The 24226-nt window shown below is 52.4% G+C and carries 19 protein-coding genes; 11 read left to right on the top strand and 8 right to left on the bottom strand.

Features of this window, described 5'->3' with window-relative positions:
- Positions 1–15: 15 nt before the first annotated feature.
- From CSR04_RS01100 to CSR04_RS01110, 3 genes are all read left to right on the top strand, one after another.
- Entirely contained in the window at positions 16–927 is a 912-nt protein-coding gene (locus CSR04_RS01100; protein WP_102794383.1) for an SMP-30/gluconolactonase/LRE family protein, read from the top strand.
- Between the two features lie 67 nt (positions 928–994).
- Positions 995–1501 carry an RDD family protein gene (locus CSR04_RS01105; RefSeq protein WP_102794384.1) on the top strand — a complete coding sequence of 169 codons (507 nt, stop codon included), beginning with the start codon at positions 995–997 and terminating at the stop codon, positions 1499–1501.
- An 82-nt stretch (positions 1502–1583) separates the two neighbouring features.
- Positions 1584–2033, top strand: a complete 450-nt coding sequence (locus CSR04_RS01110) for a c-type cytochrome (RefSeq protein ID WP_102794385.1) — start codon at positions 1584–1586, stop codon at positions 2031–2033.
- 32 nt (positions 2034–2065) lie between these two features.
- Here the strand turns inward: CSR04_RS01110 and CSR04_RS01115 are convergent, their stop codons facing one another.
- Entirely contained in the window at positions 2066–2626 is a 561-nt protein-coding gene (locus CSR04_RS01115) for a PEP-CTERM sorting domain-containing protein (protein WP_102794386.1), read from the bottom strand.
- Between the two features lie 11 nt (positions 2627–2637).
- Positions 2638–4983 carry a collagenase gene (locus tag CSR04_RS01120; protein ID WP_102794387.1) on the bottom strand — a complete coding sequence of 782 codons (2346 nt, stop codon included), beginning with the start codon at positions 4981–4983 and terminating at the stop codon, positions 2638–2640.
- Positions 4984–5216: 233 nt separating this feature from the next.
- Here CSR04_RS01120 and CSR04_RS01125 point away from each other — a divergent pair, with 233 nt between their 5' ends.
- Entirely contained in the window at positions 5217–5618 is a 402-nt protein-coding gene (locus CSR04_RS01125) for a nuclear transport factor 2 family protein (protein WP_102794388.1), read from the top strand.
- A 1-nt stretch (position 5619) separates the two neighbouring features.
- Here CSR04_RS01125 and CSR04_RS01130 read toward each other — a convergent pair whose 3' ends face one another.
- The 5 genes from CSR04_RS01130 to lptF all read right to left on the bottom strand — a co-directional run bounded on the left by CSR04_RS01130 (position 5620) and on the right by lptF (position 12857).
- Complete coding sequence (locus tag CSR04_RS01130; RefSeq protein ID WP_102794389.1) at positions 5620–6777, bottom strand: HupE/UreJ family protein; 1158 nt, start codon at positions 6775–6777, stop codon at positions 5620–5622.
- A 36-nt stretch (positions 6778–6813) separates the two neighbouring features.
- Complete coding sequence (locus tag CSR04_RS01135) at positions 6814–7398, bottom strand: hypothetical protein (RefSeq protein ID WP_102794390.1); 585 nt, start codon at positions 7396–7398, stop codon at positions 6814–6816.
- A 51-nt stretch (positions 7399–7449) separates the two neighbouring features.
- On the bottom strand, positions 7450–10374 hold the full coding sequence (locus tag CSR04_RS01140) for a fibronectin type III domain-containing protein (protein WP_216362485.1): 2925 nt from the start codon (positions 10372–10374) through the stop codon (positions 7450–7452).
- Positions 10375–10683: 309 nt separating this feature from the next.
- On the bottom strand, positions 10684–11745 hold the full coding sequence (gene lptG / locus CSR04_RS01145) for an LPS export ABC transporter permease LptG (protein ID WP_102794392.1): 1062 nt from the start codon (positions 11743–11745) through the stop codon (positions 10684–10686).
- On the bottom strand, positions 11742–12857 hold the full coding sequence (gene lptF / locus CSR04_RS01150) for an LPS export ABC transporter permease LptF (protein ID WP_102794393.1): 1116 nt from the start codon (positions 12855–12857) through the stop codon (positions 11742–11744). The genes lptG and lptF overlap by 4 nt, the downstream gene beginning before the upstream one ends.
- Before the next feature lie 241 nt (positions 12858–13098).
- Here lptF and pepA point away from each other — a divergent pair, with 241 nt between their 5' ends.
- From pepA to CSR04_RS01180, 6 genes are all read left to right on the top strand, one after another.
- Positions 13099–14607, top strand: a complete 1509-nt coding sequence (gene pepA, locus CSR04_RS01155) for a leucyl aminopeptidase (RefSeq protein WP_102794394.1) — start codon at positions 13099–13101, stop codon at positions 14605–14607.
- 4 nt (positions 14608–14611) lie between these two features.
- Positions 14612–15064 (top strand): DNA polymerase III subunit chi, encoded by a 453-nt coding sequence (locus CSR04_RS01160; RefSeq protein ID WP_102794395.1) that lies wholly within the window; start codon positions 14612–14614, stop codon positions 15062–15064.
- Between the two features lies 1 nt (position 15065).
- Entirely contained in the window at positions 15066–17849 is a 2784-nt protein-coding gene (locus tag CSR04_RS01165; RefSeq protein ID WP_102794396.1) for a valine--tRNA ligase, read from the top strand.
- Between the two features lie 157 nt (positions 17850–18006).
- A complete protein-coding gene (locus CSR04_RS01170; RefSeq protein ID WP_102794397.1) occupies positions 18007–20427 on the top strand; it encodes a S9 family peptidase in 2421 nt (806 codons plus the stop codon).
- Between the two features lie 107 nt (positions 20428–20534).
- Positions 20535–20864 (top strand): hypothetical protein, encoded by a 330-nt coding sequence (locus CSR04_RS01175; protein WP_102794398.1) that lies wholly within the window; start codon positions 20535–20537, stop codon positions 20862–20864.
- Positions 20861–21211, top strand: a complete 351-nt coding sequence (locus tag CSR04_RS01180) for a RidA family protein (protein WP_102794399.1) — start codon at positions 20861–20863, stop codon at positions 21209–21211. The genes CSR04_RS01175 and CSR04_RS01180 overlap by 4 nt, the downstream gene beginning before the upstream one ends.
- A 105-nt stretch (positions 21212–21316) precedes the next feature.
- Here CSR04_RS01180 and glmU read toward each other — a convergent pair whose 3' ends face one another.
- On the bottom strand, positions 21317–22675 hold the full coding sequence (gene glmU / locus CSR04_RS01185; RefSeq protein ID WP_102794400.1) for a bifunctional UDP-N-acetylglucosamine diphosphorylase/glucosamine-1-phosphate N-acetyltransferase GlmU: 1359 nt from the start codon (positions 22673–22675) through the stop codon (positions 21317–21319).
- 129 nt (positions 22676–22804) lie between these two features.
- Between glmU and CSR04_RS01190 the strand changes: the two genes are divergently transcribed.
- Positions 22805–24220, top strand: a complete 1416-nt coding sequence (locus CSR04_RS01190; protein WP_102794401.1) for a sensor domain-containing diguanylate cyclase — start codon at positions 22805–22807, stop codon at positions 24218–24220.
- Positions 24221–24226: the final 6 nt, after the last annotated feature.

Here is a 24226-nt window from a genome sequence, read left to right on the forward strand (position 1 = left end):
GGAGGGCCAGACTGAATGCATTCACTTATTCGTATTGCCCTGGCCCTGATGCCCTTTTCACTCTGTGCCCAGCAACAGGCTATTGATAGCCTTGATTACATCACTGATGGTGTATTTACCAAAGGCGTGGAAGGCCCGGTGGTAGACAATAACGGCGTGCTGTATGCGGTGAATTATGCCGAGCAGGGCACTATTGGCAAAGTAACCGCAGCAGGCCAGGCCGAGCTACTGGTTAAACTGCCCGGTGATTCGGTGGGAAATGGCCTGCGTTTTAACAGCAACGGGCAATTACTGGTGGCCGACTATGTTAATCACAACGTGCTGGCGATAGATATGCACAGCCTGCAAATTAGTGTATTTGCCCACGAGCCCGCCATGCATCAGCCCAATGATATTGCTATCAGCGCCACGGACGTTGTGTATGCCAGCGATCCGAACTGGGCTGACAGCAGCGGTCAGCTTTGGGTTATCAGTCCACAGGGGCAGGTCACATTGGTGGAAAAAGATATGGGCACCACCAACGGGGTGGAAGTCAGTACAGACGAGCAGTATTTGTATGTGAATGAATCGGTGCAGCGTAAAGTCTGGCGTTACAAGCTGGACGCCGAGGGGATGCCCAAAGACAAAACCCTGTTTCACCAGTTTGACGACCACGGCCTGGATGGCATGCGCAGTGACACCCAGGGCAATTTGTATATTGCCCGTTATGGTTCCGGCACGGTAGCGGTGTTGTCGCCCACCGGCGAGCTACTGCGCGAATATCGATTGAAGGGGCAGCACCCTACCAATGTTGCCTTTGGCGGTGATGACGGCAAAACCTTATTTGTGACAATGCAGCAACGCGGCGCCATTGAAACCTTCAGGGTAGAACACCCCGGCCGCGCCCATATGCTGCAGCAACAGTTTAGCCACCAACCGGCCCCGTAAGGATTGACTACCCCGGCAGCGCACAGGCTGGTAGACTCCGCACTGTTTTGACCAGCCGGAAGCCGCCATGACCGAACAAGCCACTTTCCCCCGCGCCGGGTTTTTCCGCCGCCTGGCCGCCATAGTGTACGACAGTTTGGTGGCCCTGGCGGTGTTTATGGTGGCAGGTATTCTGATTACCGTACTGCTGATTATTCTGCTGGAAAACGGTGTATTGGATAAACAGGGCTATCAGCACAGTATGGAAGCCATCGGCCATTCGCCATGGCTGTCGCGGCTGATATTTACCTGGGCCATGCTGTGGACCTTAGGCTTCTTTTTATGGTTCTGGCGTAACGGCGGCCAGACGATTGGCATGCGCGCCTGGCGGCTGCGCCTGTTCAGCACCAACGAGCAACCACTGGGCTATGGCCGGGCATTGTGGCGCCTGCTGTGTTCGTTAGGCGGCCTGGGTACCCTGCTGGTACTGTTTGACGTGAAACACAAACAATCTCTGCAGGACCGGCTGGCGCACACCGAAATGCTGGTGCTAAGTAAAGATGCCAATCATCACAAAGCCTGGAAAGATCTTTGAGCCTGACTTGATCCTGGTCAAAATATCACCACCCCGGATTGCCTAAGCTAAACATACCGCTAAAAGCTTCCATGGGTGTTCTATGAAATTCCTACTTCCTGCCGGTCTGGCGTTGCTACTGCTAAGTTGCAGTCAGGGCGCTGACTCACCAAGAGGTTTCAGTCTGCCCGAAGGCAATCAAGCCAAAGGGGAATTAGTGTTCAGAAAGTACCAATGTCTGGCCTGCCACAGCTTAAAAGGCTTTGAGGACGACAGCACTGAAAAGCAGTTACCCACACCGGTAAGATTAGGCGGCAATGTCAGCCAGATTAAAACCTATGCAGAGCTGGTGACATCGGTAATCAACCCGTCACACAAGATAGCCCAGAATTATATGCCATCCGCGGTATCGGATGACCAGGGGCATTCTAAGATGCGTAATTACAATGATCTGATGACGGTTAGCGAACTGGTCGACTTGGTAGCCTTTTTACAACCGCAATATCAATTGGTGCCGTATCGGCGCACCGACTACCCCACGTTTCTGCCGTAACTGGCATGGCCCGAAGGCCATGCCAACCGTGCTTACAGGCGTCTTCTTAGCAGCAATAAGCCGCTCGCCAACAACAGTAGAGTGGCGGGCACCGGTACCTGGGCAGCGTCCTGCACCTGAATGGTCAGGGCAGAGAGCTGCGGCATCAGCAGATCCTGGTTATCAAAACTCACCAGGCTCAGGCTGTCCAGGCCAATGCTGTGCAAACCCGCGCTGATGGCGCGAAAGCTCAACGTGGCCAGCACAAAATCTGTGCCTTGCTTTGCCCCTATCACTAAGGCGTCGGCAAACAGATCCGCATAGTCATCCAGCGTCAGGGTACCGGCCAGGGCATTGTGGTTGTCCATCTGCAACGAGCCAAGACCATCGTCAAAGCCGTCGCCGAACTGCCAGCCGGTCAGTTCCAGCCCGGCCAGCGCATAGCTGACCTGGCCGGAAAAGCCACCGAGTAACTCGTTAAAGTCGCTTACCCGTAGTTGTACATTCAGGCTGTCCCCGACCTGCACCGGGTTCTGGTCGCTTTGCCATGTCAACAAAGCCGCCTGGCCAGCAGAACTAAAGGCCAGCAATATAGTCATCAATAGTGCTTTCATCTGTTACTTCCTCAGGATGCAATGGCGCAGCGTGGTAAATCACACTGGCCGGAAAGGGCACGGATATCACGCTGATCTACCCGGCCGTCACCGTTAAAATCAAATTCAGCGCCAAGGGTGGTGGGGTTGCGTAAACGCTGCATAAATAACTGCACGTCACGGCTGTCGATACTGTTGTTGCCGTCCAGATCGGCAGGGTTGGTATTGCCTGCACACTCACCGGCACCGGCTACCAGGCACACCAGCCACTGGTCAAATGGTTGATCAAAACGGCTGCCCCAGTCACTGATGATATCCTCATAAGGGGTGAATTCCGGCAGTTCGCCACCGTTATCCGCTTCGCTTTGCCCACAGGTCCACACCCAGTAGCCGGAACCTGTGTAGCCATTTTCACTGTCGTCGTACAGCCAGTACCAACCGTTGGCCTGCGCCTCGGGCTTGGCTTTCCACTGCCAGTCAAATAAACAGCCTTCATTGCCTGCTGCATACTTAGCAGCGCGCATACTGGGCAGAAGTTGCTGGTCAATCTCGACCCGCTGATTTTCCATCATGTAGCGCACAGCCAAATACCCCCAGTAATACACTCGGGCGGTATCACCGTTAGCGTAAGTGGTCTGAAACAGCTGGCTCAGGTCATAAGTGCCCTGCGCCGCTACGGCCAGTGCGTTAGGATTGGTGTTGGGCTGCGACAGATATTCGGCCACGCCTTCACCCCACCACACAGAATTGGCGGGCTGGTCACCAAAACCGCCCCATTTGTTAAAACGCCCATCCAGATAGTGAATGTATTCGTGCTCCAGATTCCACACCACAAAGTCGGGTTGCAGCCAGGTGGCCTGGAAGGCAATAAAACGGGCCTGATTGCCGCTAACAGCCGGATCACCTTCCAGATACATACCGCCGTTATCAGTGTTGATGCCAAAGAAAGTACCGGCATAATTCTGATAATCAGACGACGACTGGAAGATCACGACCTCCAGATCTTCGTTTAAATCGTCGGCCACCGGGGTGGCAGGATTGGTGCCAAAGGTTTGATGGAAAAGTTGTTCCTGACCGGCCAGGGAGGCACAGATCTGCCCGAGGTTTTCGCTGCTGATAGGCTCCTGGAAGCGTACTTTCAGGGTACTGCCACAGACATGATTGCCAGACAGCACCACGGCTTCTAAATCAAAATCACAGGCATTGCCATACAGGTCACAATTAGCACTGTCGTAGAAGCTGACCATGCCCTGGGCATTAATCCAGCCATTGGCTCCCACACCGTCATAACTGTACGTGGCCAGAATGCTTTGCATACTGGGGCGCACGGTATCGGCTATCTGCCCGCCCATTTGCAGGAAGCGTCCCAGTTCAGATACCGCGTCAGACCATTGATATTCGCGGGTATGACTGACCAGCCACAGGCCCTGCTGCATCACAAAGCTCTGCAGGTTGGTGATAATTTCCGGATGCGTCGCCAGCACCTGGGCATAGTCCTGCTGCTGTTGTTGCATGGCGTTGTAGTAATGGGTCAGCAGTTGCGTGACACCACTTTCCTCATAGCCAATTCCCCAGTTGTCAGTGCGGTCCACCGTATTGGCATAACCCAACAACGCCTGGCTGAATCTGGCCATATAAGGTAAGCGATTGGTGCCAGAACTGTTAACCAGGATCAGCATCTCGTAGCGGGTCATAAAATCCCGCGATGCACTGCCGTTAAACTGCACAAAATGCGCGCCGCCAAAGTAACTGTCGAAGGCCTGCTGAAGTTGTTGTTTATAGGCTGCCTGGAACTGGCGGGTACTGCCGGCAGACGTCTCGGCCCAGTGCATGGCACGCAGGAAAGTCACCAGCTTTTCCAGCTCGGTAGCGCCAGTGGCGGTGCTGCCATCGTAGCCCGCCAGCACATCGTTAATAGCTCCGACAATACTCAGTAAATTAGCGTCACTGAACATGCCGCTGCCAACCCAGGACACATTGTACAAACCATACAGGCAACTGGTCAGTTGCCCCTGTTTTACCGCGTCCACCAGCGCACTGCCGGTCAGACCCTGTAATTCACTGGCACTGCTGCAACTGCTGGCAACCGCATTAAGGCTGGCAGATTGTTTATTCAGCGCCTGACTGGCGGCTTTTTTGCTTTTCAGCACCGGCAGACGCTCGGATTGCATCAGACGCTGCTGAAATTCCAACGGCGATAAGGTGCGTGGTGGTCGGGGCGGATGCTGTTCACCAGTATCCACGCCATGTTCTATCGTCAGAACAGATTGTCTGCTAAGCGGGTTTTGGCCCGGGTCTTGCGGATGGTCCTGCCCGGCTTGCGCCTGACTCGTTGCCCCCAGGGCTAACGCCATCCAGCACAGAAGTGGAGCTTTCATCTTTGCTTCCTCGTTTGTTGCTGATTGCTTTTTAGTTATTTGTGCCCACTACTCTGCTGGCTTATTTAAAATAGCATACGATATATTGCATACAATATATTTTACTTATTTTTTATCATTCATTTACATTTGCCACCTTGTACCAGGCCAGCCACAGGCTATAACTAATGTCAGGGCCAATATGGCCTGCCCTGTGTCTGTTAGCTTTGCAATCTGTCGGGAAGGGAAAAACGATGACAAGAGATGAAGCCAGAATTTTCGCCGCCAGCTGGTTACCTGCCTGGACCGGCAATCATCCGGAACTGCTTATCAGCTTTTACGCCAGCGATGCGTTTTATCTGGATCCGGCTGAGCCGCAAGGCTTAAAAGGGCGGGAGGCCATCATGGCGCACTTTGTTAAATTACTGGCGCGCAATCCGGAATGGACCTGGCAGCAACTGGAGGCCATTCCGATGGAAATGGGCTTTGTTAACAAATGGCTGGCACGCATTCCGGTAGGCTACCAGCTCCTGGAAATTAAAGGCGTATGCCTGGTTCAGATCAACACGGACGGGCTGATCCAACGCAACGAAGTGTACTTTGACCGAAGCAGTTGGCTTGACTGCCTGAAGGCTGCCAAGCCAAAGGGGAATTAACCTAAAACAAGGTACGTTCCACCAGCCATATCAAGCCGGTACCCGTCAGGGCAACAGACAACGCCATGGAGGTTCTGGCGGCATAACCTCCCCTGCGTAATAACATAAAAGGTACAGCTAGCAGCAACAACACCGCCAGTTGCCCAAGCTCTACGCCAAGATTGAAATACAGCAAACGCCCCAATGACGGCACACCATTTGACGTGGCGCTGAGCAGGTAACTCAGGCCGACACCATGGATGAGTCCGAACAAAAAGATCACCCATGCCCGCCAACGTAAGTTGGGTTTGGCCTGGCGCAGCAGTATCAGGCTCTCAACACCAATGGCGGCGACGGTCAGCGCCACCAATGGCTCTGTGATTGCGGGTGATACACTAAAAAGTCCGAAGTAGGCCAGTCCCAGGGTAATGGAATGCGCCAGGGTAAACAGGCTCACCCACCAGGCCAGACGCTTGATTGTCACCGGAATTAACATCAGCGCCAGAATAAACAGCAAGTGGTCCGCTCCTTCCCAGATATGCAGCATCCCCATCCAGATAAAATACGGGTCTTCCTGCCACTGACTGTGACTTTCTACTGTGCCGCCATCGGCGCCCATGCCCATATCCTGGCGACTGAATTTGCGATTCGGGTCCAGGCCGGAAAAGGTTTCAGCCAAACTGGCTTGCCACTGATCAAGCAGGTCACTGACCGGAATACTCAGTTGGCTCTTATCAAACGCAAAGCGCATGCGCTGTTGCTGATCGGCCATAAAGATACGGGTAAAATTCTGGTGCCCACGCCATTGTTCGGTAAACAATAAATAGCGGATATCCAGCGCATCCATGCCCTGCGGACACAGGAAGATCAGTTCAAACTGATAAGCCTGTATCTCTTTCAGTTCACGGGACAGTGCCTGAGCTTGAGTGCAATTACGCATACGCGCATCGACCTGCCAACCACGGCTCACCCAGGGCAGATAATATTCAGGAGGCTGAATATCGGCTTGCTCTTTGCCAGCCGTTAGCGGGTCGAGCTCCAGCAGATTATCTGCAGGCAGGGTATATAGAATGCGCACGCCAGGCTGCGCCACCTCAATGGCGGTGTCGGTAAAACCGCTCAGATGGCCGTGGCAAACAAAGCTGAAGACTGCCAGTACAACACTAAATAAATATTTCATCGGCAATATCCGGGCGCCGCAGCGCCCGCTGGGAACTTAGTTAAAACGGCGTCGTGCGGCCAGCATCAGGCCCAGAGTAAACAACGCCAATACACCAGGCTCAGACACCGCACTGACATTCAGGCTGGTGCTGGCATCCAGCAGCAATGATACAGGTGCGCCACTTTGGTCCAGGTAGAACAGGCCCTGCTCACCTGGCAGGTTGCTGTCACTAAACACATCAAGCACAAAATTGCCGGCCTTGTTCAGCGTCAACTCAAAACTGGCCAGCAACAGACTGGTCTGGCCCATATCCGGCACCCCAAACATAGACAGACCCGCCAAATCGGTCTGGGCATACAGGGCAGAGACATCTTCCCAGTCAGCGCCCATTGTGGCCGGGCCCAGACTCAGGCCCTGGTTATCGAAGTCCATACTGAAGCCAAAGCCATACAGCAGCCCATCCGTTACGCTGTCAAAGGGGTTATGCAGAACCAAGTCCAGAGTCACCACATCCCCCACTTTGGCGTCGGTGTCAGACAAGTCCAGACTCAAAAAAGCCGCATGTGCAGGTGCAGTCGTCAGCCCACAGATTGCCGCCAGAGCCAGCAGTACAGATTTCAGATTGTTGCGTTTCAACATTTTGTATTCCTTAAATAAAGTGTGGCGGCCCAATGGCCGCCAGATAGAAGGTTATTGCTGGCGGAACAAGGCCAGCCATTTTCCGTAGTCAACAAAATTGATACAGCCGTCGGCCTGCAGATCTGCACCAGGCAAGTAACCCTCATCACCTTCACAGCGCCCAAAGGCAGCGCGTAATTGCTGGGCATCCTGCATGGTTAATTGGCCGTCGCCGTCTAAATCACCGGCCATAACAGCGGCTTTGACGCTAAAGGTCACCCGGCTGGTCGCTTCCTGATAGCCATCATTAAGCAGCACCACTCCGTAGTAATCCCCTGCGGTCAGCCCGCTGATGCTCAGGCTGCCTTGTTTGTCGCTCAGGTATTGCCATTTTGTGGCGTAATCGGATTGCGGTTCCTGGCCAATTTTGTAAACCCCCAGCCAGTCTTTGCTGTTACCCGGAGTGTCACTCCAACTGAATACCACTGCCTGGCCAGTCTCGTAGTCCTGCTGCCCAACACTGAGGCTGGCCACTGCACCGCAAAGGGGGCCATTCCCCACCACAAAGCAGGCGCGATTGGATACCTGGTCATAGGAGTCATTGGTATACATGGCGAGGAAGTACTGGCCCGGCTCAAAACCTTGCTCGAAATTAACCGTACCGGCCACCGCACCATCAAAGTACAGGTAAGTTACCAGCTCGCTGCCGGTCTGGCCGGGGATAGCACCCTGACGGAACACACCAATGTAGTCCTTGGCAATGCCAGGGCCATTACTAAAATGCACTTGCACGGCTTCGCCCTGCTCGAAACGTTGCTTGTCCAGGCTCACCGAGGCAATTTCCGCGCCGACCGAGAAAGCTATACGCTCGGCAATCTCGGTATAGCCGTCATTGATCATAAAAGTGGCAAAGTAATACCCTTTGGCCAGGCCACTGAATGTGGCCGTGCCTTCTGCGGAGGTGGTGTATTGCCATTTTGTGGAGCCAACACCGCCGGGTGTTTGCCCTACCCGGTAGATGCCAATCCAATCTTTGCTACCAGCGCCTGAGCCCTGCCAATTGACATTCACCTGTTCCTGCTCGGCGAAGTGGCTTTTTTCCATACTCAGGCTAACCAGCGGCCCCATATAGAAATGCTGGCGCGGAGCGATTTCCTCGTAGCTGTCTTTCTCAAAAAACGCTACGAAATATTCACCATCCGTCAGGCCGGTGAAACTCAGTTCACCTGCCGGTGTTGGCACGTATTGCCATTTTGTGGCGCGCACTGACTGAGGTTTGTCCCCCGCCTTATAAATGCCAATCCAATCAGTAGGGTTACCACGTCCGCCGCTGTAACCAACCTTCACCATGGCCCCGCTGGCATATTTGTTGTTGTCCAGTTTTAGCGCGGGATCACCGCTGCTGCTGCCCTGTACTTCAAAGCTGACAGAATCAGACCAGGGCGACCATTCCATGTTGCTGTCACGGTGTCTGACCCGCACAAAGTACTGGCCATTAGGCAAGCCATAAGCCGGTACCTGCCAGGTCATAATGTCCACATTGGCATGCAAATCCACGGGTTCATATAAGGGTGCACCGGTATCACCGAAGATGTTTTCAATATCGCGGATACGATCCACCCGTAACTGCTTAAATTCAGCATCGTCGGCGATCTGGAATTGGGTACTGTTTAAACCATCCGGATAGGCTGAGCTAAAGCTGCTACTGACAAAATCATAAGGAAGGGCAACCGGCGCAGTGATTTCATTCTGAATCGCTGGCTGATTAGGCTGTCCACCGTCAAGACGACGCTGGAAACTGTCGATCAGCTTGCTATGCAGATGAAAGCCTTCTGTTTTATACACAATCGGATGGGCTTCAGCATAGGTGTCCACCTTCATCTGGCGGCTGGCCACATCTATCTCTATTAGCTGCCAGGCCCAGTTGGCGATGGTTTTTTGCACATCGTCAAAGTCCACTTCACTGGACTGTCCCCAATATTGATCCCAGGCGGTTCCCCCTGAAATCATATGGTAAGTGGGCCACTCGCGGGTTTGGCCACGGGCGTATAAATGGTGATGACCGCCGATATTCAGTACATGCTTACGGGTGGAAGACAGAATTGCCATCCAGGAATCACGCAGCGTTTTGGAAATGTCGCCAACGTACTGTTCCGCCTGGTAAGGGTGGTGGATGATGCTGATGATCCAGTCCACCTGTTGATCCTGATCCGCCGCGGCGATCACCCGACTCAGCCATTGCTGCTGGGTGGCATCGGTGCGCATGCTATTCAGGTGCACGAATAGCACCCGACCAACCTGATAACTGTAGTAACTCTCATCACTGGCAGGTGCAATGCCCTGATAACTCAGGCCGTCGTAAATAAAGTGGGCTTGATAGTTCGCCAGATTGCCGTCGTAGTAGTACTCGTGATTGCCCACCGTGGTCATAATAGGCACGTTGGGGGAAATGGCCGAAGACTGGGCAAAGTGCAGATTCTCATAATGATCCAAGGTACCCACGTCGACCTGGTCACCGTCATTCAGAATCAGGTTCAGAGCCTGTTCAATGGGCTCGCCATACAAGTCCTCAATCTTATTCTTGGCCGCATTGACCAGTTGTGCATAGCGGTTTTCATTGCGGATCTGGTGATCACCCATCACCAGTATGCGTAGCTTACCGTCGTTTTTTCCGGCAACCGGTGGGGTCATAAAACTGTATGTTGCAGATTGCTGATTGCCAGTGGTGACCCGGTAGAAATAACGGGTTTCAGCCTTTAAGCCAGTCAGCTGTACGCTGTGGTACAGATAGTCACTGGCCAGCGTTTGTACGTTACCACTAACCTTGTGTTCAAGCTGCTCTGCGGTTACTCCATACTCTACCAGGGAATCGCTGCCGCTGGTGGTTTTCCAGGAAACCCAGATGGAATTGGGTGTCGCAGATTGCAGATAGGGAACGGGTTTGGCCAAAGCCAGCGAACTGAAACCGACCAGCAGACAAGTCAGTAAGCCTTGCACCAGCCATGACCTGTGCCTAAAGAGGTCTTTTAAGTTGAACATGAATGCGCCCTTTTTATGGATAAAAAAATGACCAGAAAATGGTCAAGGGCAGCATTTAAAAGTAACTTGATGTCACCAATTTGATAGAAAAATGTCATCGACATGACAGTTTTTTGACTATGGCAGCCAAAAACTGGAATGAATTGTTTTTATTAATTAAACGTTCAATTAAAAAGCGGGCTGTAGAGTGGTTCAGTCAAAACCGTAACGGCGGGCAAGGACAAGAGATAAACTGGCCCAACCAGATCTGGTCGGACCAATCACCTACTACTTACGTAACAAATGAGCGGCAATCAAGGCAAACAAAAAGCTGGGAAGCAATGCACCTACTGAAGCATGTAACTGGTAAACCAGGCTCAGGGGGCCAAAAACTTCATTGGCGATAAAGAAACCAAAGCCGGTCAATACTCCCATAATTACCCGGGCGCCCATAGTCACACTGCGCAACGGCCCAAAAATAAAGGACAACGCAACCAGCAGCATGACGCCGACCGTGACGGGTTGAAAGGCTTTACGCCATAAAGCCAACTGGTAACGACTGGCATCCTGACTATTGTTTTCCAGATAGTTGACGTAATCCATCAAGCCTCGAACAGACAGTGCTTCGGGTTTAATCTTTACCACTTCCAGCTTATCCGGGGTCAGGCTGGACTCCCATTTACCTTGCTTATCCACCTGCTTGCGAATTAGGTTTTCAGTGAAATCGGTGGTGACCACTTTATTCAAGCGCCAGCTCTGGCCAATAAAACTCGCCTGAGCAGCGTTAATAATCCGGGTAAGGTGTAACTGCTCATCAAATTCATAGATTCTGATATCCAGTAGTTGGTCCTTACTTACCACTTCGCCTATGCTGACAAAGTTGCGACCATCTTTAGCCCACTCCAAGCGCTCTGATGAAAACAGGCTGCCTCCCGAGATAGCCTGGGTTCGAATAGCCTTGGCATGGGCTTCTGTTACCGGCGCTACCCACTCACCCAGCGCCATTACAAACACCACCATCAACAAGGCCGATTTCATCGCCGATGCGATAATATTCCAGCGGCTCATACCGGCGGCCTGCATCACCACCAGTTCACTGTTGCTGGCCAGCATACCCATACCAATCAGCCCGCCAATCAGGGTAGCCATGGGGAAAAACTGTTCTATCTCGCGGGGCATACTGAGCAACACATAAATGCCAGCCACCATCATGTCGTAGTTACCGCGGTCAAGATACTTAAGCTGCTCAACAAACTTGATCAGGCTGGATAGCCCGACCAGCACCAGCAAGGTAATAAATACCGTACTGAGCAGCGTACGGGCCAGATACAGGTCCAGGGTTTTAATCATGACGGACTCCCCAGACTACCTTTGAGCCGGGCCCGCAAACGCACACCAGCACTTCGACCTCTGACAATCAGCAGCACACCAATTAGCAGGATCACCGCATGCACCCACCAAAGGCCAAGTTCAGGCGGCACTTTGCCGTTTTCCAGTACCTTGCGGCCGGCCATCAGCAGCAGGTAATAGCCCAAATACAACAATAGTGCCGGAAAAATCCGCCCAAAGCGGCCCTGGCGCGGATTCACCGCACTAAGAGGCACCGCGATCAGAACCAGAAACGGCAGGGATAAGGGAATGGCCAGGCGCCACTGCATTTCCGCTATGGCATCCAGTTCCTCATCCCCCCAAAGTTGGCTGGTGGGATAAGCCGCCAATTTGCGGGCTTTGTGCTCTGGCGGGCGCTCGGCTATCTGCACCTGATACTCGTCAAACTTCACCACATGGTAATCCAGCTTGCTGCGCGAGCCCTCATACTGCACGCCACCGCGCAGCACCAGTTTTTCTGAACCGTCAGACGCTTGCTGTACCGAGCCATGATCTGCGTAGATAATTCTGAATTCAGACTCTGCCTGACCTTCCCCCTGCTGGGCCAGAAAAATGCGTTCCAGTTGATTGTCACCGGAACCAATATCATGCACAAAAATCACCGCTTTCTGATTAGCAGTTTGCTGGAAGCGGCCTGGAATTAGGCTGGTTAGTCCAGACTCGGCACTGATTTGCTCTTCCAACTGATACTCTACTTCCATAGACAGCGGAGCCAGCCATAGGGTTAGTGCCCCTGATACCACGGCCACCAGCGCCGCCAGCACTAACATAACCCGGGTAACATACCATTCACTGATGCCACAAGCGCGCATCACTGCCATTTCGTTATCCACGTAGAAACGGCCATGGGCCAGCATAATGCCCAGGAATAAACTCAATGGCAGAATCAGCGAAGCCAGCACCGGCATATTCAGCGCCAAAAAGCCCAGTACCAAACCGGCAGGGATATCGCCATCGGTGGCTTCGGCCAGTACACGGACGAACTTTTGAATAACAAAAATCGCCATCAGCACCAGAAAAACCGCCACTTGCGACTTGAAGGTTTCTTTGAGCAAATATCGGAAAATCAGCACGTCCTGTCCAATAGAAAAGCGGGATTTTTAGTGGAATGCTGTAAATTTTTAAGTAAACTTAATGTTTTCACAAGTTTAATTTGCGATTCCGGCCTTTTTTAACGGTTTGGCAACGGAATAAATTAAAAATTCCCTTTGCGCACAAGGTTGGCCACTGCGCGTTATTGCTGCGGCGGCCACAAACCACAACGAAAAGGCTAACGCACCAGGTGACTCAACACCAGTTCTAATGGGGTGAAGAATGGAATTTAGTGTAAAAAGTGGCAGCCCTGAAAAACAGCGCAGCGCTTGTATTGTGGTCGGCGTGTTTGAGCCGCGTCGCTTAAGCTCGGTTGCAGAACAACTGGATGAAATCAGTGGCGGTTACATCAGCAACCTGCTGCGCCGCGGTGATCTGGAAGGCAAAGCCGGTCAGATGTTGTTGCTGCACCATGTCCCCAACATTCTCAGCGAGCGGGTACTGTTGGTAGGTTGCGGCAAGGAACGCGAACTGGATGAACGCCAGTATAAGCAGATAATCGCCCGCACCATCAGCACGCTGAATGAAACCGGCTCAATGGAAGCCGTTTGTTTTCTGACAGAACTGCATGTTAAAGGCCGTGACACATACTGGAAAGTGCGCCAGGCGGTGGAAACCACCCAGGACTCCCTGTACAGCTTCACTCAGTTGAAAACCAAGAAAGAAGAGCCCCGTCGCCCCTTGCGCAAGATTGTTTTCAATGTTCCTACCCGCCGGGAACTGACAGTTGGCGAGCGCGCCATTCAGCATGGATTGGCAGTGGCTACCGGTGTGAAAATCTGTAAAGACGTGGCCAACATGCCACCGAATATTTGTAACCCGGCTTACCTGCTGGAACAAGCCAAGGAACTGGCTGAAAGGCACGATTCACTGAGTATTGAAGCCATTGGCGAACAGCAAATGGATGAACTGGGCATGCATTCTTACCTGGCGGTAGGCCGCGGTTCAGAAAATGAATCCATTATGACAGTGATGCATTATCAGGGTGGCACCCCCGGCCAGGCCCCTATTGTGCTGGTCGGCAAGGGGCTGACCTTTGACTCCGGCGGTATTTCCATTAAGCCTGGCGAAGCCATGGATGAAATGAAATACGATATGTGTGGCGCCGCCTCTGTACTGGGTACTATGGCGTCACTGGCGCAGTTGGGTTTGTCGCTGAACGTGGTTGGCGTATTAGCCGGTTGTGAAAATATGCCAGATGCCAATGCGTATCGTCCGGGCGATATTCTTACCACCATGTCCGGTCAAACAGTTGAAGTACTGAATACCGATGCCGAAGGGCGCCTGGTACTTTGCGATGCACTGACTTATGTCGAACGTTTTAATCCCGACACTGTGGTGGATGTGGCAACCCTGACCGGGGCCTGCGTTATTGCTTTGGGCAAACATGCCAGCGGTGTGATGAGCAGCCACAACCCACTGGCCCATGAGCTGCTGAATGCCTCCGAGCAAAGCAGCGACAGAGCCTGGCGTCTCCCCTTATGGGACGAGTATCAGGAACAGATTGAAAGCCCATTTGCGGATATGACCAATCTGGGTGGTCGTCCGGCCGGCACTATTACCGCAGCCTGCTTCCTGTCGCGTTTTACCAAGAAGTACAACTGGGCACATATGGATATCGCCGGTACGGCCTGGACCAGTGGTGGCAAAACCAAAGGTGCCACAGGCCGCCCGGTGCCTATGCTGACTCAGTTTTTAATGAATCGCGCTGGCGTGGAAATGGAAGACTGATGCCTTGGCAGAGGTAATTTTTTACCTGCTTGAGCAGGACAAGCTCGACAACCAGCCAGCGCCCCTTGCGCTGGCTTGTCAATTGGCGGCCCAGGCATTTCGCAACAAACAGGCCTGCCTGCTGTGGTGTCAGGATCAACAAAGCGCCGAAGCATTGGATGAGTTGTTGTGGCAACGCCCCAGCGACGCCTTTATTCCACATAACCTGTGTGGCGAGGGGCCGGCCAGGGGCACACCGGTTGAAATCAGTTGGGTAGGGCAACAAAGTAGCCCCCGTCCGGTGCTGATTAACCTGGCCGAACAACTGCCCCCACAGCACCAGCGTGCCAGACAGATTTATGATTTTGTGCCTGTAGAAGAACAACAAAAACCGCAGGCCAGAGAAAGATACAAGCAATATCGCGCCCAGGGCCACCAGTTGGATACCCGCAACGCTTCAAGTTTAAATGAGAGCTGAGATGGATAAGACTTTTAATCCACAAAATATCGAACAGAGTCGCTACCAGGAATGGGAGCAAGGTGATTATTTCAAGGCCAGTGGAAAGGGCGACCCCTACTGTATTCTGTTACCACCGCCTAACGTCACCGGCAGCCTGCATATGGGCCATGGGTTCCAGCAAACCATTATGGATGCCCTGACCCGTTATCATCGCATGAAGGGTGATAACACCCTGTGGCAAACCGGTACCGATCACGCTGGCATTGCCACACAAATGGTAGTGGAACGTCAGTTGGCCGCCCAGGGCAAGAGCCGCCATGATTTGGGCCGCGACGCCTTTATTGAAAAAATCTGGGAATGGAAAGCCCATTCCGGTGGCACTATTACCTCGCAAATGCGCCGTATTGGTGCTTCATGCGACTGGACCCGCGAAGCCTTCACTATGGACGAAGATCTGTCCAACGCGGTGCAGGAAGTCTTTGTACAACTGCACGAAGAAGGCCTGATTTATCGCGGCAAACGCCTGGTTAACTGGGATCCGGTGCTGCATACCGCCGTGTCAGACCTGGAAGTGGTTAACGAAGAAGAAGCCGGACATATGTGGCATATGCGCTACCCACTTGCCGACGGCAGTGGCGAGCTGGTGGTGGCCACTACCCGTCCGGAAACCATGCTGGGCGATACCGCCGTAGCAGTGCACCCGGACGATGAACGCTATCAGGCCTTTATCGGCAAAGATATCCGCCTGCCACTGTCTGGTCGTCTGATTAAAATCGTCGCCGATGACTATGTAGATCCGGAATTCGGCACCGGCTGTGTGAAGATCACCCCGGCCCACGATTTTAACGACTATGAATTGGGCAAGCGTCACAACCTGGAGATGATTAACATCTTTACCAGTGACGCCAAAATCAACGAAAACGCACCTGAGGCCTATCGCGGCCTGGATCGTTTCGTTGCCAGAGAAAAAGTGGTACAGGACCTGGACGCCCGGGGTCTGCTGGTAAAAGTAGAAGACCACAAACTCAAAGTGCCAAGGGGCGATCGCACCGGTGCGGTGATTGAGCCTTACCTGACCAATCAATGGTATGTGGCGGTAGAGTCCCTGGCCAAGCCCGCCATTGATGCGGTGGAGTCCGGCGAGATCCGCTTTATTCCAGAGAACTGGAACAAAACCTACTACCAGTGGATGTACAACATTCAGGATTGGTGTATATCCCGCCAGTTGTGGTGGGGCCACCGTATTCCTGCCTGGTATGACGACAAGGAAAATGTCTACGTGGGTCGCAGCGAAGCCGAAGTGCGCGCCAAGCATGGCCTGGCTGACGACGTTAGCCTGCGTCAGGACGAAGACGTATTGGACACCTGGTTCTCTTCCGCCTTGTGGCCTTTTGCCACTATGGGCTGGCCAGACAAGACTCCGGAACTGGAGACCTTTGTCCCCTCCTCTGTGCTGGTAACCGGTTTTGACATCATCTTCTTCTGGGTAGCCAGAATGATTATGATGACCAAGAAATTCACCGGTCGTATCCCGTTCAAGGAAATCTACATCACCGGCCTTATCCGCGACGAGCAGGGCAATAAGATGTCCAAGTCCAAGGGTAATGTACTGGACCCTATCGACCTGATTGACGGTATCGACCTGGAATCTCTGGTGGCCAAACGTACCGCCGGCATGATGCAGCCGCAACTGGCCGAGAAGATTGCCAAACGCACCCGAGCACAGTTTCCTGACGGCATCGCCGCCTATGGTACCGACGCGCTGCGTTTTACCTTTACAGCCATGGCCTCCACCAGCCGTGATATCAACTTTGATATGGGCCGGGTGGAAGGTTACCGCAACTTCTGCAACAAGCTGTGGAATGCCTCGCGCTTTGTGTTGATGAATACCGAAGAGCAGGACACCGGTGTCCATGGCGGTGAACTGGAGTTGAGTCTGGCCGACAAATGGATCTGGGCGCGCTTCCAGCAAACCCTGAACGCCTTTGAAGTGGCGCTGAAAGACTACCGCTTCGACCTGGCGTCACAGGCGATTTATGAGTTCACCTGGAACCAGTTCTGCGATTGGTATCTGGAGCTGTCCAAGCCGGTACTGAATGCCGACAGCAGCAGTGAGGCGCAAAAGCGCGGTACCCGTCATACCCTGGTGAACGTGCTGGAAAGCCTGCTGCGCTTAATGCACCCCATAATGCCCTTTATCACAGAGGAAATTTGGCAACGGGTAGCACCACTCTGTAGGTCGGACTTCAGTCCGACTACTAATCCATCGAGCATTATGCTGCAAGCCTTCCCAGGGCAGAACAGCAGCCTGGTAGACGAACAAGTGCTGGCAGATATTGAGTGGGTTAAGCAGGTGATTGTTGGAGTGCGCAATATCCGTGGTGAAATGGATATCAGCCCCAGCAAGCCGTTGTCCGTGTTGCTGCGTAACGCCGGTAGCGAAGACAAACGCCGTCTGGCCGATACCGAACTGCTGCTAAGCAAAATGGCGCGCCTGGAAAACATCACAGTCCTGCCCGAAGGTGACAAAGGCCCTGCATCAGCCACCGCCATTGTTGGCGAAATGGAAGTGATGATCCCCATGGCCGGCCTGATTGACAAAGACGCCGAGCTGGCCCGCATCGGCAAAGCACTGGAAAAGCTGCAGGCGGATATGGCCCGCACCCAGGGCAAACTGAGCAATGACAGCTTTGTCAGCAAGGCCCCACCGGCGGTAATCGAAAAAGAGCAGGCCAAGCTGGCCGAGTTCCAGACCCAGGTCGACAAACTGCTTGAACAAAAGCAGACCATCGAAAGTTTGTAATAGTGTCGCTGAAGCCGGCGTTCCTTCCCCGGAGCGGCGGCTTTTTTATTTGCTGCAGATTATCTTTTTCAGCTTTACTTTGGCCGAAATAGTCGCGCAAAAGGGCTGCAAATTGAGATAACATCACATGGATAATAACCAACAATAAGGACAGACAATGAGGATATTGCCCGGCATATTGCTGGCACTGGGTTTAATGGCATCAGTCCAGGCCGCCCAAGCACAGGATGATGGCTATCAGACCCCGATTAAGATAATGGCTGACCTGGTAGATGCCCCGCAGCGCCCGGGAGTGGCCATCTCTAAAGACAGGCAGTGGCTGGCCTTTCTGGAAAGGCCCGGTACCCAAACACTGGCCGATCTGGCCCAACCGGAAGAAAAACTGGCTGGCCTTAAAATCAACCCAACGCTGTTTGCCCCAAGCCGTGCATCCGGTTACCAGGGTATTAAACTTAAGCGCCTGGACGGCAGCCAGGAATACCAACTGGATAAATTGCCAGCCGGAAAAATTCTGGATGTGAGCTTTTCTCCTGATTCTCAGAAACTGGCCTTTGTGCTGGAAACGGAACAGGGTTTGAGCCTGTGGTTTTATCATCTGGCCGATCGTCGTTTGAATCAGGCCTCACAGCGTTTAATTAATGCCTCTCTGCGCGGCAAGAAATACCGCTGGTTAGCGGATAGCAGTGGCGTTTATACCCGGCTTACCGTCGCCAAAGCCGATGAGCGCCCACAACCAAGTCTTACCGCCACTAAACCTGTGATTCAAACCACCGATGGCAAAAAAGCTGCCGTGCGCACTTATTCGGACCTGCTGAAATCACCCTATGACGAAGCATTGTTTGAGTTTCTGACCCGCTCACAACTTGCCAGGGTTGGACTTGACGGCAGCATCCAAATGCTCGGCCAGCCCGGCATGATTAGCGAGTTTGACGCTTCGCCAGACGGCCGTTTTTTGCTGGTGACACAACTGCAAAAGCCCTTTTCCTATATGGTGCCTTACAGCAGATTTCCTGAGTTGGTTGAAGTGTGGGATGCACAGGGCAAACTGGTCAAACAAGTCGCCAAATTACCTTCTGGTGAAACCATTCCCAAGGGCTTTGATTCGGTGCGGGAAGGCCCACGCAGTGTGCATTGGCGCAGCGATACCGCCGCCACCCTGGTATGGGCAGAAGCGCTGGACGGCGGTGATATGAGTGTTGATGTTCCCCACCATGATGCCCTTTACAGCCTGGCCGCGCCTTTTGATGGCAAACCTGCTGAGATGCTGCGTCTGGAGCGACGTTACTCTGGCATTCAATGGGGTAACCAGGGGCTGGCAATCGTCAGTGAATGGCGCTTCAGCGATCGCATGCTGCGTAGCTGGAAGTTCCAGCCAGCCAATCCCAAAGCAGATTGGGTACTATTTGAAGAGCGTTCCTACAACGACAGATACAAAGATCCCGGCGATTTTGTATACACGCAAAATCAATACGGCGAGTGGGTGATTAAGGTGGAAAACGCCAGCCAGGTGTACCTGACCGGCCGCGGGGCCTCACCTCAGGGTAACATCCCGTTTCTGGACCGCTTTGACTTTGCCACCAACCAGAAGCAGCGCTTGTGGCAGTCTGAAGCGCCATATTATGAGCAAGTGATGCTGGTGCTGGATGACAAAGTCAGCCAGCTTTTGACCCTGCGTGAGTCGCAGACCGAGCAGCCGAATTTCTTTATTCGCCATTTGCAAAAGGACAGCCTGACCCAGTTCAGTCACTTTCCTCATCCCAGCCCGGCCTTTGTGGGTGTGACAAAAGAGCGGATTCAATATCAACGTGCCGACGGCGTGGCGTTAAACGGCACCTTGTATCTGCCACCCGGCTACGACAAATCTCAGGGACCATTACCTGTACTGATGTGGGCCTACCCCAGGGAATTTAAGGATAAAGACGTCGCCAGCCAGGTTAAGGATTCACCCTTTGAATTTGTACGCGTCAGCTATTGGGGCCCAATGCCACATCTGGCTCAGGGCTTTGCCATCTTTGACGACCCCACCATGGCGATAGTAGGCGAAGGTGAGGGAGAGCCCAATGACAGCTTCCGAACTCAGTTGGTGCAAAGTGCCGAAGCCGCGGTAAAGGTATTGGTAGACAAAGGCATCGCCGACCCACAACGTATTGCCATCGGGGGCCACTCCTATGGGGCATTTATGGTAGCCAATCTGCTGGCCCATTCTGATTTGTTTAAGGCCGGCATTGCCCGCAGCGGGGCTTACAATCGCAGCCTGACACCTTTTGGTTTCCAGGGTGAAGAACGCAGCTTCTGGGAGGCTCAGGATGTGTATGGCACTATGTCGCCATTCTTCCATGCTGAAAAAATCAACGAGCCAATTCTGATGTTGCACGGTGAGGACGACCCTAATTCAGGTACTTACCCTATGCAGTCAGAGCGAATGTTCGCCGCACTGAAGGGGCTGGGCGGCAATGCACGCCTGGTGATGCTCCCCCATGAACAGCACGGCTACCGGGCCAGAGAGTCTTTGTTGCACATGTTGTGGGAACAGTCCCAGTGGCTGGAGACACATGTGAAAACGGCTGAGACTGAGTAATTGAAGGGGGGCTTCCCCCCTTACATCTTTGTGTCATTTCCCCATGCGAACATCTGCATCATGGGTATAATCAGACCAACTGATATTTATGGAAGTTTGAGGTATCTGTGAAAATCAGTCATATATTCTGCGCCAATCTGGCTTTTACCTGTTTATTTCTGGTGTATTTCGATCTGGAAATACCCTTTTTATTCAGCGCGATGATGCTGCTACTGATCCCACTCAGGTATATCAGAATGGGCCATAATGGCTTTACCAATGCCATCTGGTTTCTGTTCTACGGTTTTACTCCGGCTTTTATCGATTTTACTATGCTGGCGGTACAGCCAATGGCAAGGTTGGCCGCCATAGCCCTGATAATATTGGCCATAACCTATTTGTATTTCTTTTTTGGCCGCTTTGGCGTGCATAGAATCAAAATGGAGCACAGCAATTGACCATTCAGCGTATCAATCCCGGCAAGCGTATGTCGGATATCTGCATTCACAATCAAACAGCCTACTGGGCCGAAGTGCCGGAAAACTTGCATAGTGACATTGCGATTCAGACGGCGGATTTACTGAGCCTGGCCGAAACCACTCTGGCACAGTTTGGCGCCGACAAAAGCGCGCTGCTGAGCGCTACCATTTATCTGAAGGACAGAACACTGTTTGATGGCTTTAACCGGATTTGGGATGCCTGGCTGCCTGAAGGCCAGGCGCCGGTTCGGGCTTGTATTATTGCAGAACTGGTTAACCCGCAAATGTTGGTGGAAATCGTCTTTACTGCTGCTGCGAATAATTGAGTCTTCCGGCAACCTTAAGCTTATTCGCGGCTTTAGTCGGACTTACGTCCGACCCACAAAGCATATTGGGCAGTAAGATTGCCCACTTATTTTCTGCCCCTTAATCTATTTCTTAACAGGCCGCTTCCAACCGCTGATATTGCGTTGTTTACCGCGAGCGACAGCCAGTTGCTCATCCGGGACGTCCTGGGTAATAGTGGAACCCGCCCCGATAGTGGCATTGTTCCCTACCGATACCGGGGCCACCAAAGCGGTGTTAGAACCAATAAAAGCACCATCGCCGATGACCGTTTTAAATTTGTTCACGCCGTCATAGTTACAGGTAATAGTACCGGCACCAATATTCACCCCATCACCCACTTCGCTGTCGCCAAGATAGGTCAGGTGATTGGCCTTGGAGCCTTTACCAAGAATGGATTTCTTCATCTCGACAAAATTGCCGACTTTGGCCTTTTCCTGCAACACAGCACCAGGACGCAAACGGGCGTATGGGCCAATCTGACAGTAAGTACCCACATTAGCCTGTTCCACGATACTGTTGGCTTCGATAACGCTATTGTCGCCAATTTCACAGTCAATCAGGATACAGTTAGCGCCAATTTGTACGTTGTTACCCAGCACAACCTTACCCTGCACAATGACATTTACATCAATACTGACATCCTGACCGCATTGCAGTTGACCGCGCAGATCGAAGCGCGCAGGGTCTAACAGGCTGACCCCTTCCATCATCAGGCGCTCGGCCTGTTCAAGTTGATAGGCCCTTTCCAGATTAGCCAGTTGCTTGCGATTATTGATACCTTCCACTTCGGTTGGGCGTTGCGGATGGGCCGCCTGAATGCGTTTGCCTTCTGCAGCTGCCATGGCAATCACATCGGTCAGATAATATTCACCCTGGGCATTGTCGTTACTCAGATTACCCAGCCAGCGCTTAAGATCCGCTCCTTTCATTACCATCATGCCGGTATTAATTTCACGCACCTGACGCTGCTGCTCGGTGGCATCTTTATGCTCAACAATGGCCACCACCTGATCACCTTCACGGATAATCCTGCCCATGCCGGTGGGGTCATCCAGCTCAACAGTGAGCAACGCCAGATCACAACCCTGTTTGACTGCAAGCAGTGCTTGTAAGGTCTCGGTTTTAATCAGTGGCGCGTCACCCACCAGAATCAGTACATCTTCTTCATCCAGCAATGCCGGTGCCGCTTGCTGAACTGCGTGCCCCGTGCCTAACTGTTCGGCCTGCAGGCACCAATTCAGTTGATTGTGCGCCAGCGCTTGTTGCAATTGTTCACCACCGTGGCCATAGACCAGATGGATATGCTGAGCTCCAAGCCCCTTCACCGTATCAATAATGTGCTGAACCATGGGTTTACCCGCAATAGGGTGCAAAACTTTGGGTAATGAAGACTTCATGCGGGTTCCTTTTCCCGCCGCCAGAACAACTACTGAAAACGCCATCTTGATTCCTTTTATATCGACAATGGCTGCTATTCTAACTAAGGCAGAGATTTGTGCCAGCTTAGGGACGGTTTAAATGACGAAGTTTAGACACACCATTGATGACCCAATTAGCTAAGGGAGTCTTTGTTGAATCGTATAGAATCACTACAAAAAGTTCTGTTCATAACATTTCTGCTGGCCGTTGCAGCAATCAGCCTGGTGGCTTATTTCGCTATCAGCAACATAGTCACAGAGCAGAGCCGCCATCAACAGCGCACCATGCTGCCCGTTTTTAGTCTGATAGAAGAGGAACTGCTCAAACCTATTCACATCGCGCAAGCCTTAGCCGGCGCTGAGATTTTCCTGCCCTATATGCAAGAGGACGCAGATGAGCAAACGCTGATGATGAAGTTAACCAGGCTGGAACAACAATTTGATCTGGTGTTTTTTATTGCCAGTGAAAAAGCCAAGCGACAATACCATTCAAATGGTGAGATTCGTCGTCTGGACAGCGGCGATGTGCAATGGTACCAGAGAATGAAAGACGACCCAGATGATCTGACGCTGGCACTGGGCAAGCGTGAGGATGTGCATCTTTACGTCGATATACGCCAATATGACAGCAGCGGTCAATTTCTTGGTTTTATTGGTGTCGGCAAACCCCTGGATGACTTTCTGCATGTTTTCGAGCGCTACCGCCTGGAACATGGTTATGACTTTGTTTTTGTTAATGCCAGAAACGAAATTTTACTGACGTCGCTGATTCAGCTTTCTCCCAGTAACCAAGCACTACTGACTCTTGAGGATCTTGATTGGTATCCACATTGGCAGAACAACCCGACACAGCATGGCAGCCATTCCTTTTTAGTTAACTCAGCCGAACAGGACACCCTGATTACCGAGATTCCTATCGCCGCCATGAACTGGCGGGTGTTTATCATTGCCCCGCTGGAAGACAGAAAACATGCAATGGGGAAAACCTTCGTCATCAACATGCTGTTACTTGTTTGCTGCCTGTTGATACTTTACTGGCTGACAGCTCTGCTCTCTAAAAAGTTTCAGCGCAATGTTTACCAGCGCATCAACACAGACAGCCTCACAGGGCTGTCCAATCGGGCGCATATCGATAGCGTATTCCAATTGTTTAAAGAAAAGCAGTTGCCCCTTAGCTTAGTGTTGGCCGATATAGACCATTTCAAATCCGTCAATGACACTTATGGGCATAATCTTGGAGACCAGGTTATACGTGCCGTTGCCGAACAGCTAAGTCACGGCGTGCGTGAAGGAGACTATGTCGGCCGATGGGGCGGCGAAGAGTTTGTTCTGCTACTTCCGGGTGCCAGTCTGACAAGTGCAGAACAAATAGCTGAACGTATCAGACTGGCTGTCGCTTCGGTGGCTATCCCAACCGATGATGGCGCGTTAAGCGTCACCATCAGTTTAGGGGTAACCCAGGCTGACAAATACCATGCACTGGTGGACCTCATTCACAATGCCGATAAGGCGCTTTATCAAGCTAAGAATGATGGTCGCAACAAGGTAGTCAGTTTTTCTACTCAGTAAGTTTAA

It is taken from the genome of Bowmanella denitrificans (genome assembly GCF_002887595.1).
Lineage (GTDB): Bacteria > Pseudomonadota > Gammaproteobacteria > Enterobacterales > Alteromonadaceae > Bowmanella > Bowmanella denitrificans.

Bases quoted from the DNA above. Each gene is read 5' to 3' on its own strand.
- CSR04_RS01105 (WP_102794384.1), top strand. From the start codon at position 995: ATGACCGAACAAGCCACTTTCCCCCGCGCCGGGTTTTTCCGCCGCCTG.
- glmU (WP_102794400.1), bottom strand. From the start codon at position 22,675: ATGGCGTTTTCAGTAGTTGTTCTGGCGGCGGGAAAAGGAACCCGCATG.
- CSR04_RS01170 (WP_102794397.1), top strand. From the start codon at position 18,007: ATGAGGATATTGCCCGGCATATTGCTGGCACTGGGTTTAATGGCATCA.
- CSR04_RS01115 (WP_102794386.1), bottom strand. From the start codon at position 2,626: ATGAAAGCACTATTGATGACTATATTGCTGGCCTTTAGTTCTGCTGGC.
- CSR04_RS01165 (WP_102794396.1), top strand. From the start codon at position 15,066: ATGGATAAGACTTTTAATCCACAAAATATCGAACAGAGTCGCTACCAG.
- CSR04_RS01130 (WP_102794389.1), bottom strand. From the start codon at position 6,777: ATGAAATATTTATTTAGTGTTGTACTGGCAGTCTTCAGCTTTGTTTGC.
- CSR04_RS01100 (WP_102794383.1), top strand. From the start codon at position 16: ATGCATTCACTTATTCGTATTGCCCTGGCCCTGATGCCCTTTTCACTC.
- pepA (WP_102794394.1), top strand. From the start codon at position 13,099: ATGGAATTTAGTGTAAAAAGTGGCAGCCCTGAAAAACAGCGCAGCGCT.
- CSR04_RS01120 (WP_102794387.1), bottom strand. From the start codon at position 4,983: ATGAAAGCTCCACTTCTGTGCTGGATGGCGTTAGCCCTGGGGGCAACG.
- CSR04_RS01110 (WP_102794385.1), top strand. From the start codon at position 1,584: ATGAAATTCCTACTTCCTGCCGGTCTGGCGTTGCTACTGCTAAGTTGC.
- CSR04_RS01135 (WP_102794390.1), bottom strand. From the start codon at position 7,398: ATGTTGAAACGCAACAATCTGAAATCTGTACTGCTGGCTCTGGCGGCA.
- CSR04_RS01125 (WP_102794388.1), top strand. From the start codon at position 5,217: ATGACAAGAGATGAAGCCAGAATTTTCGCCGCCAGCTGGTTACCTGCC.
- lptG (WP_102794392.1), bottom strand. From the start codon at position 11,745: ATGATTAAAACCCTGGACCTGTATCTGGCCCGTACGCTGCTCAGTACG.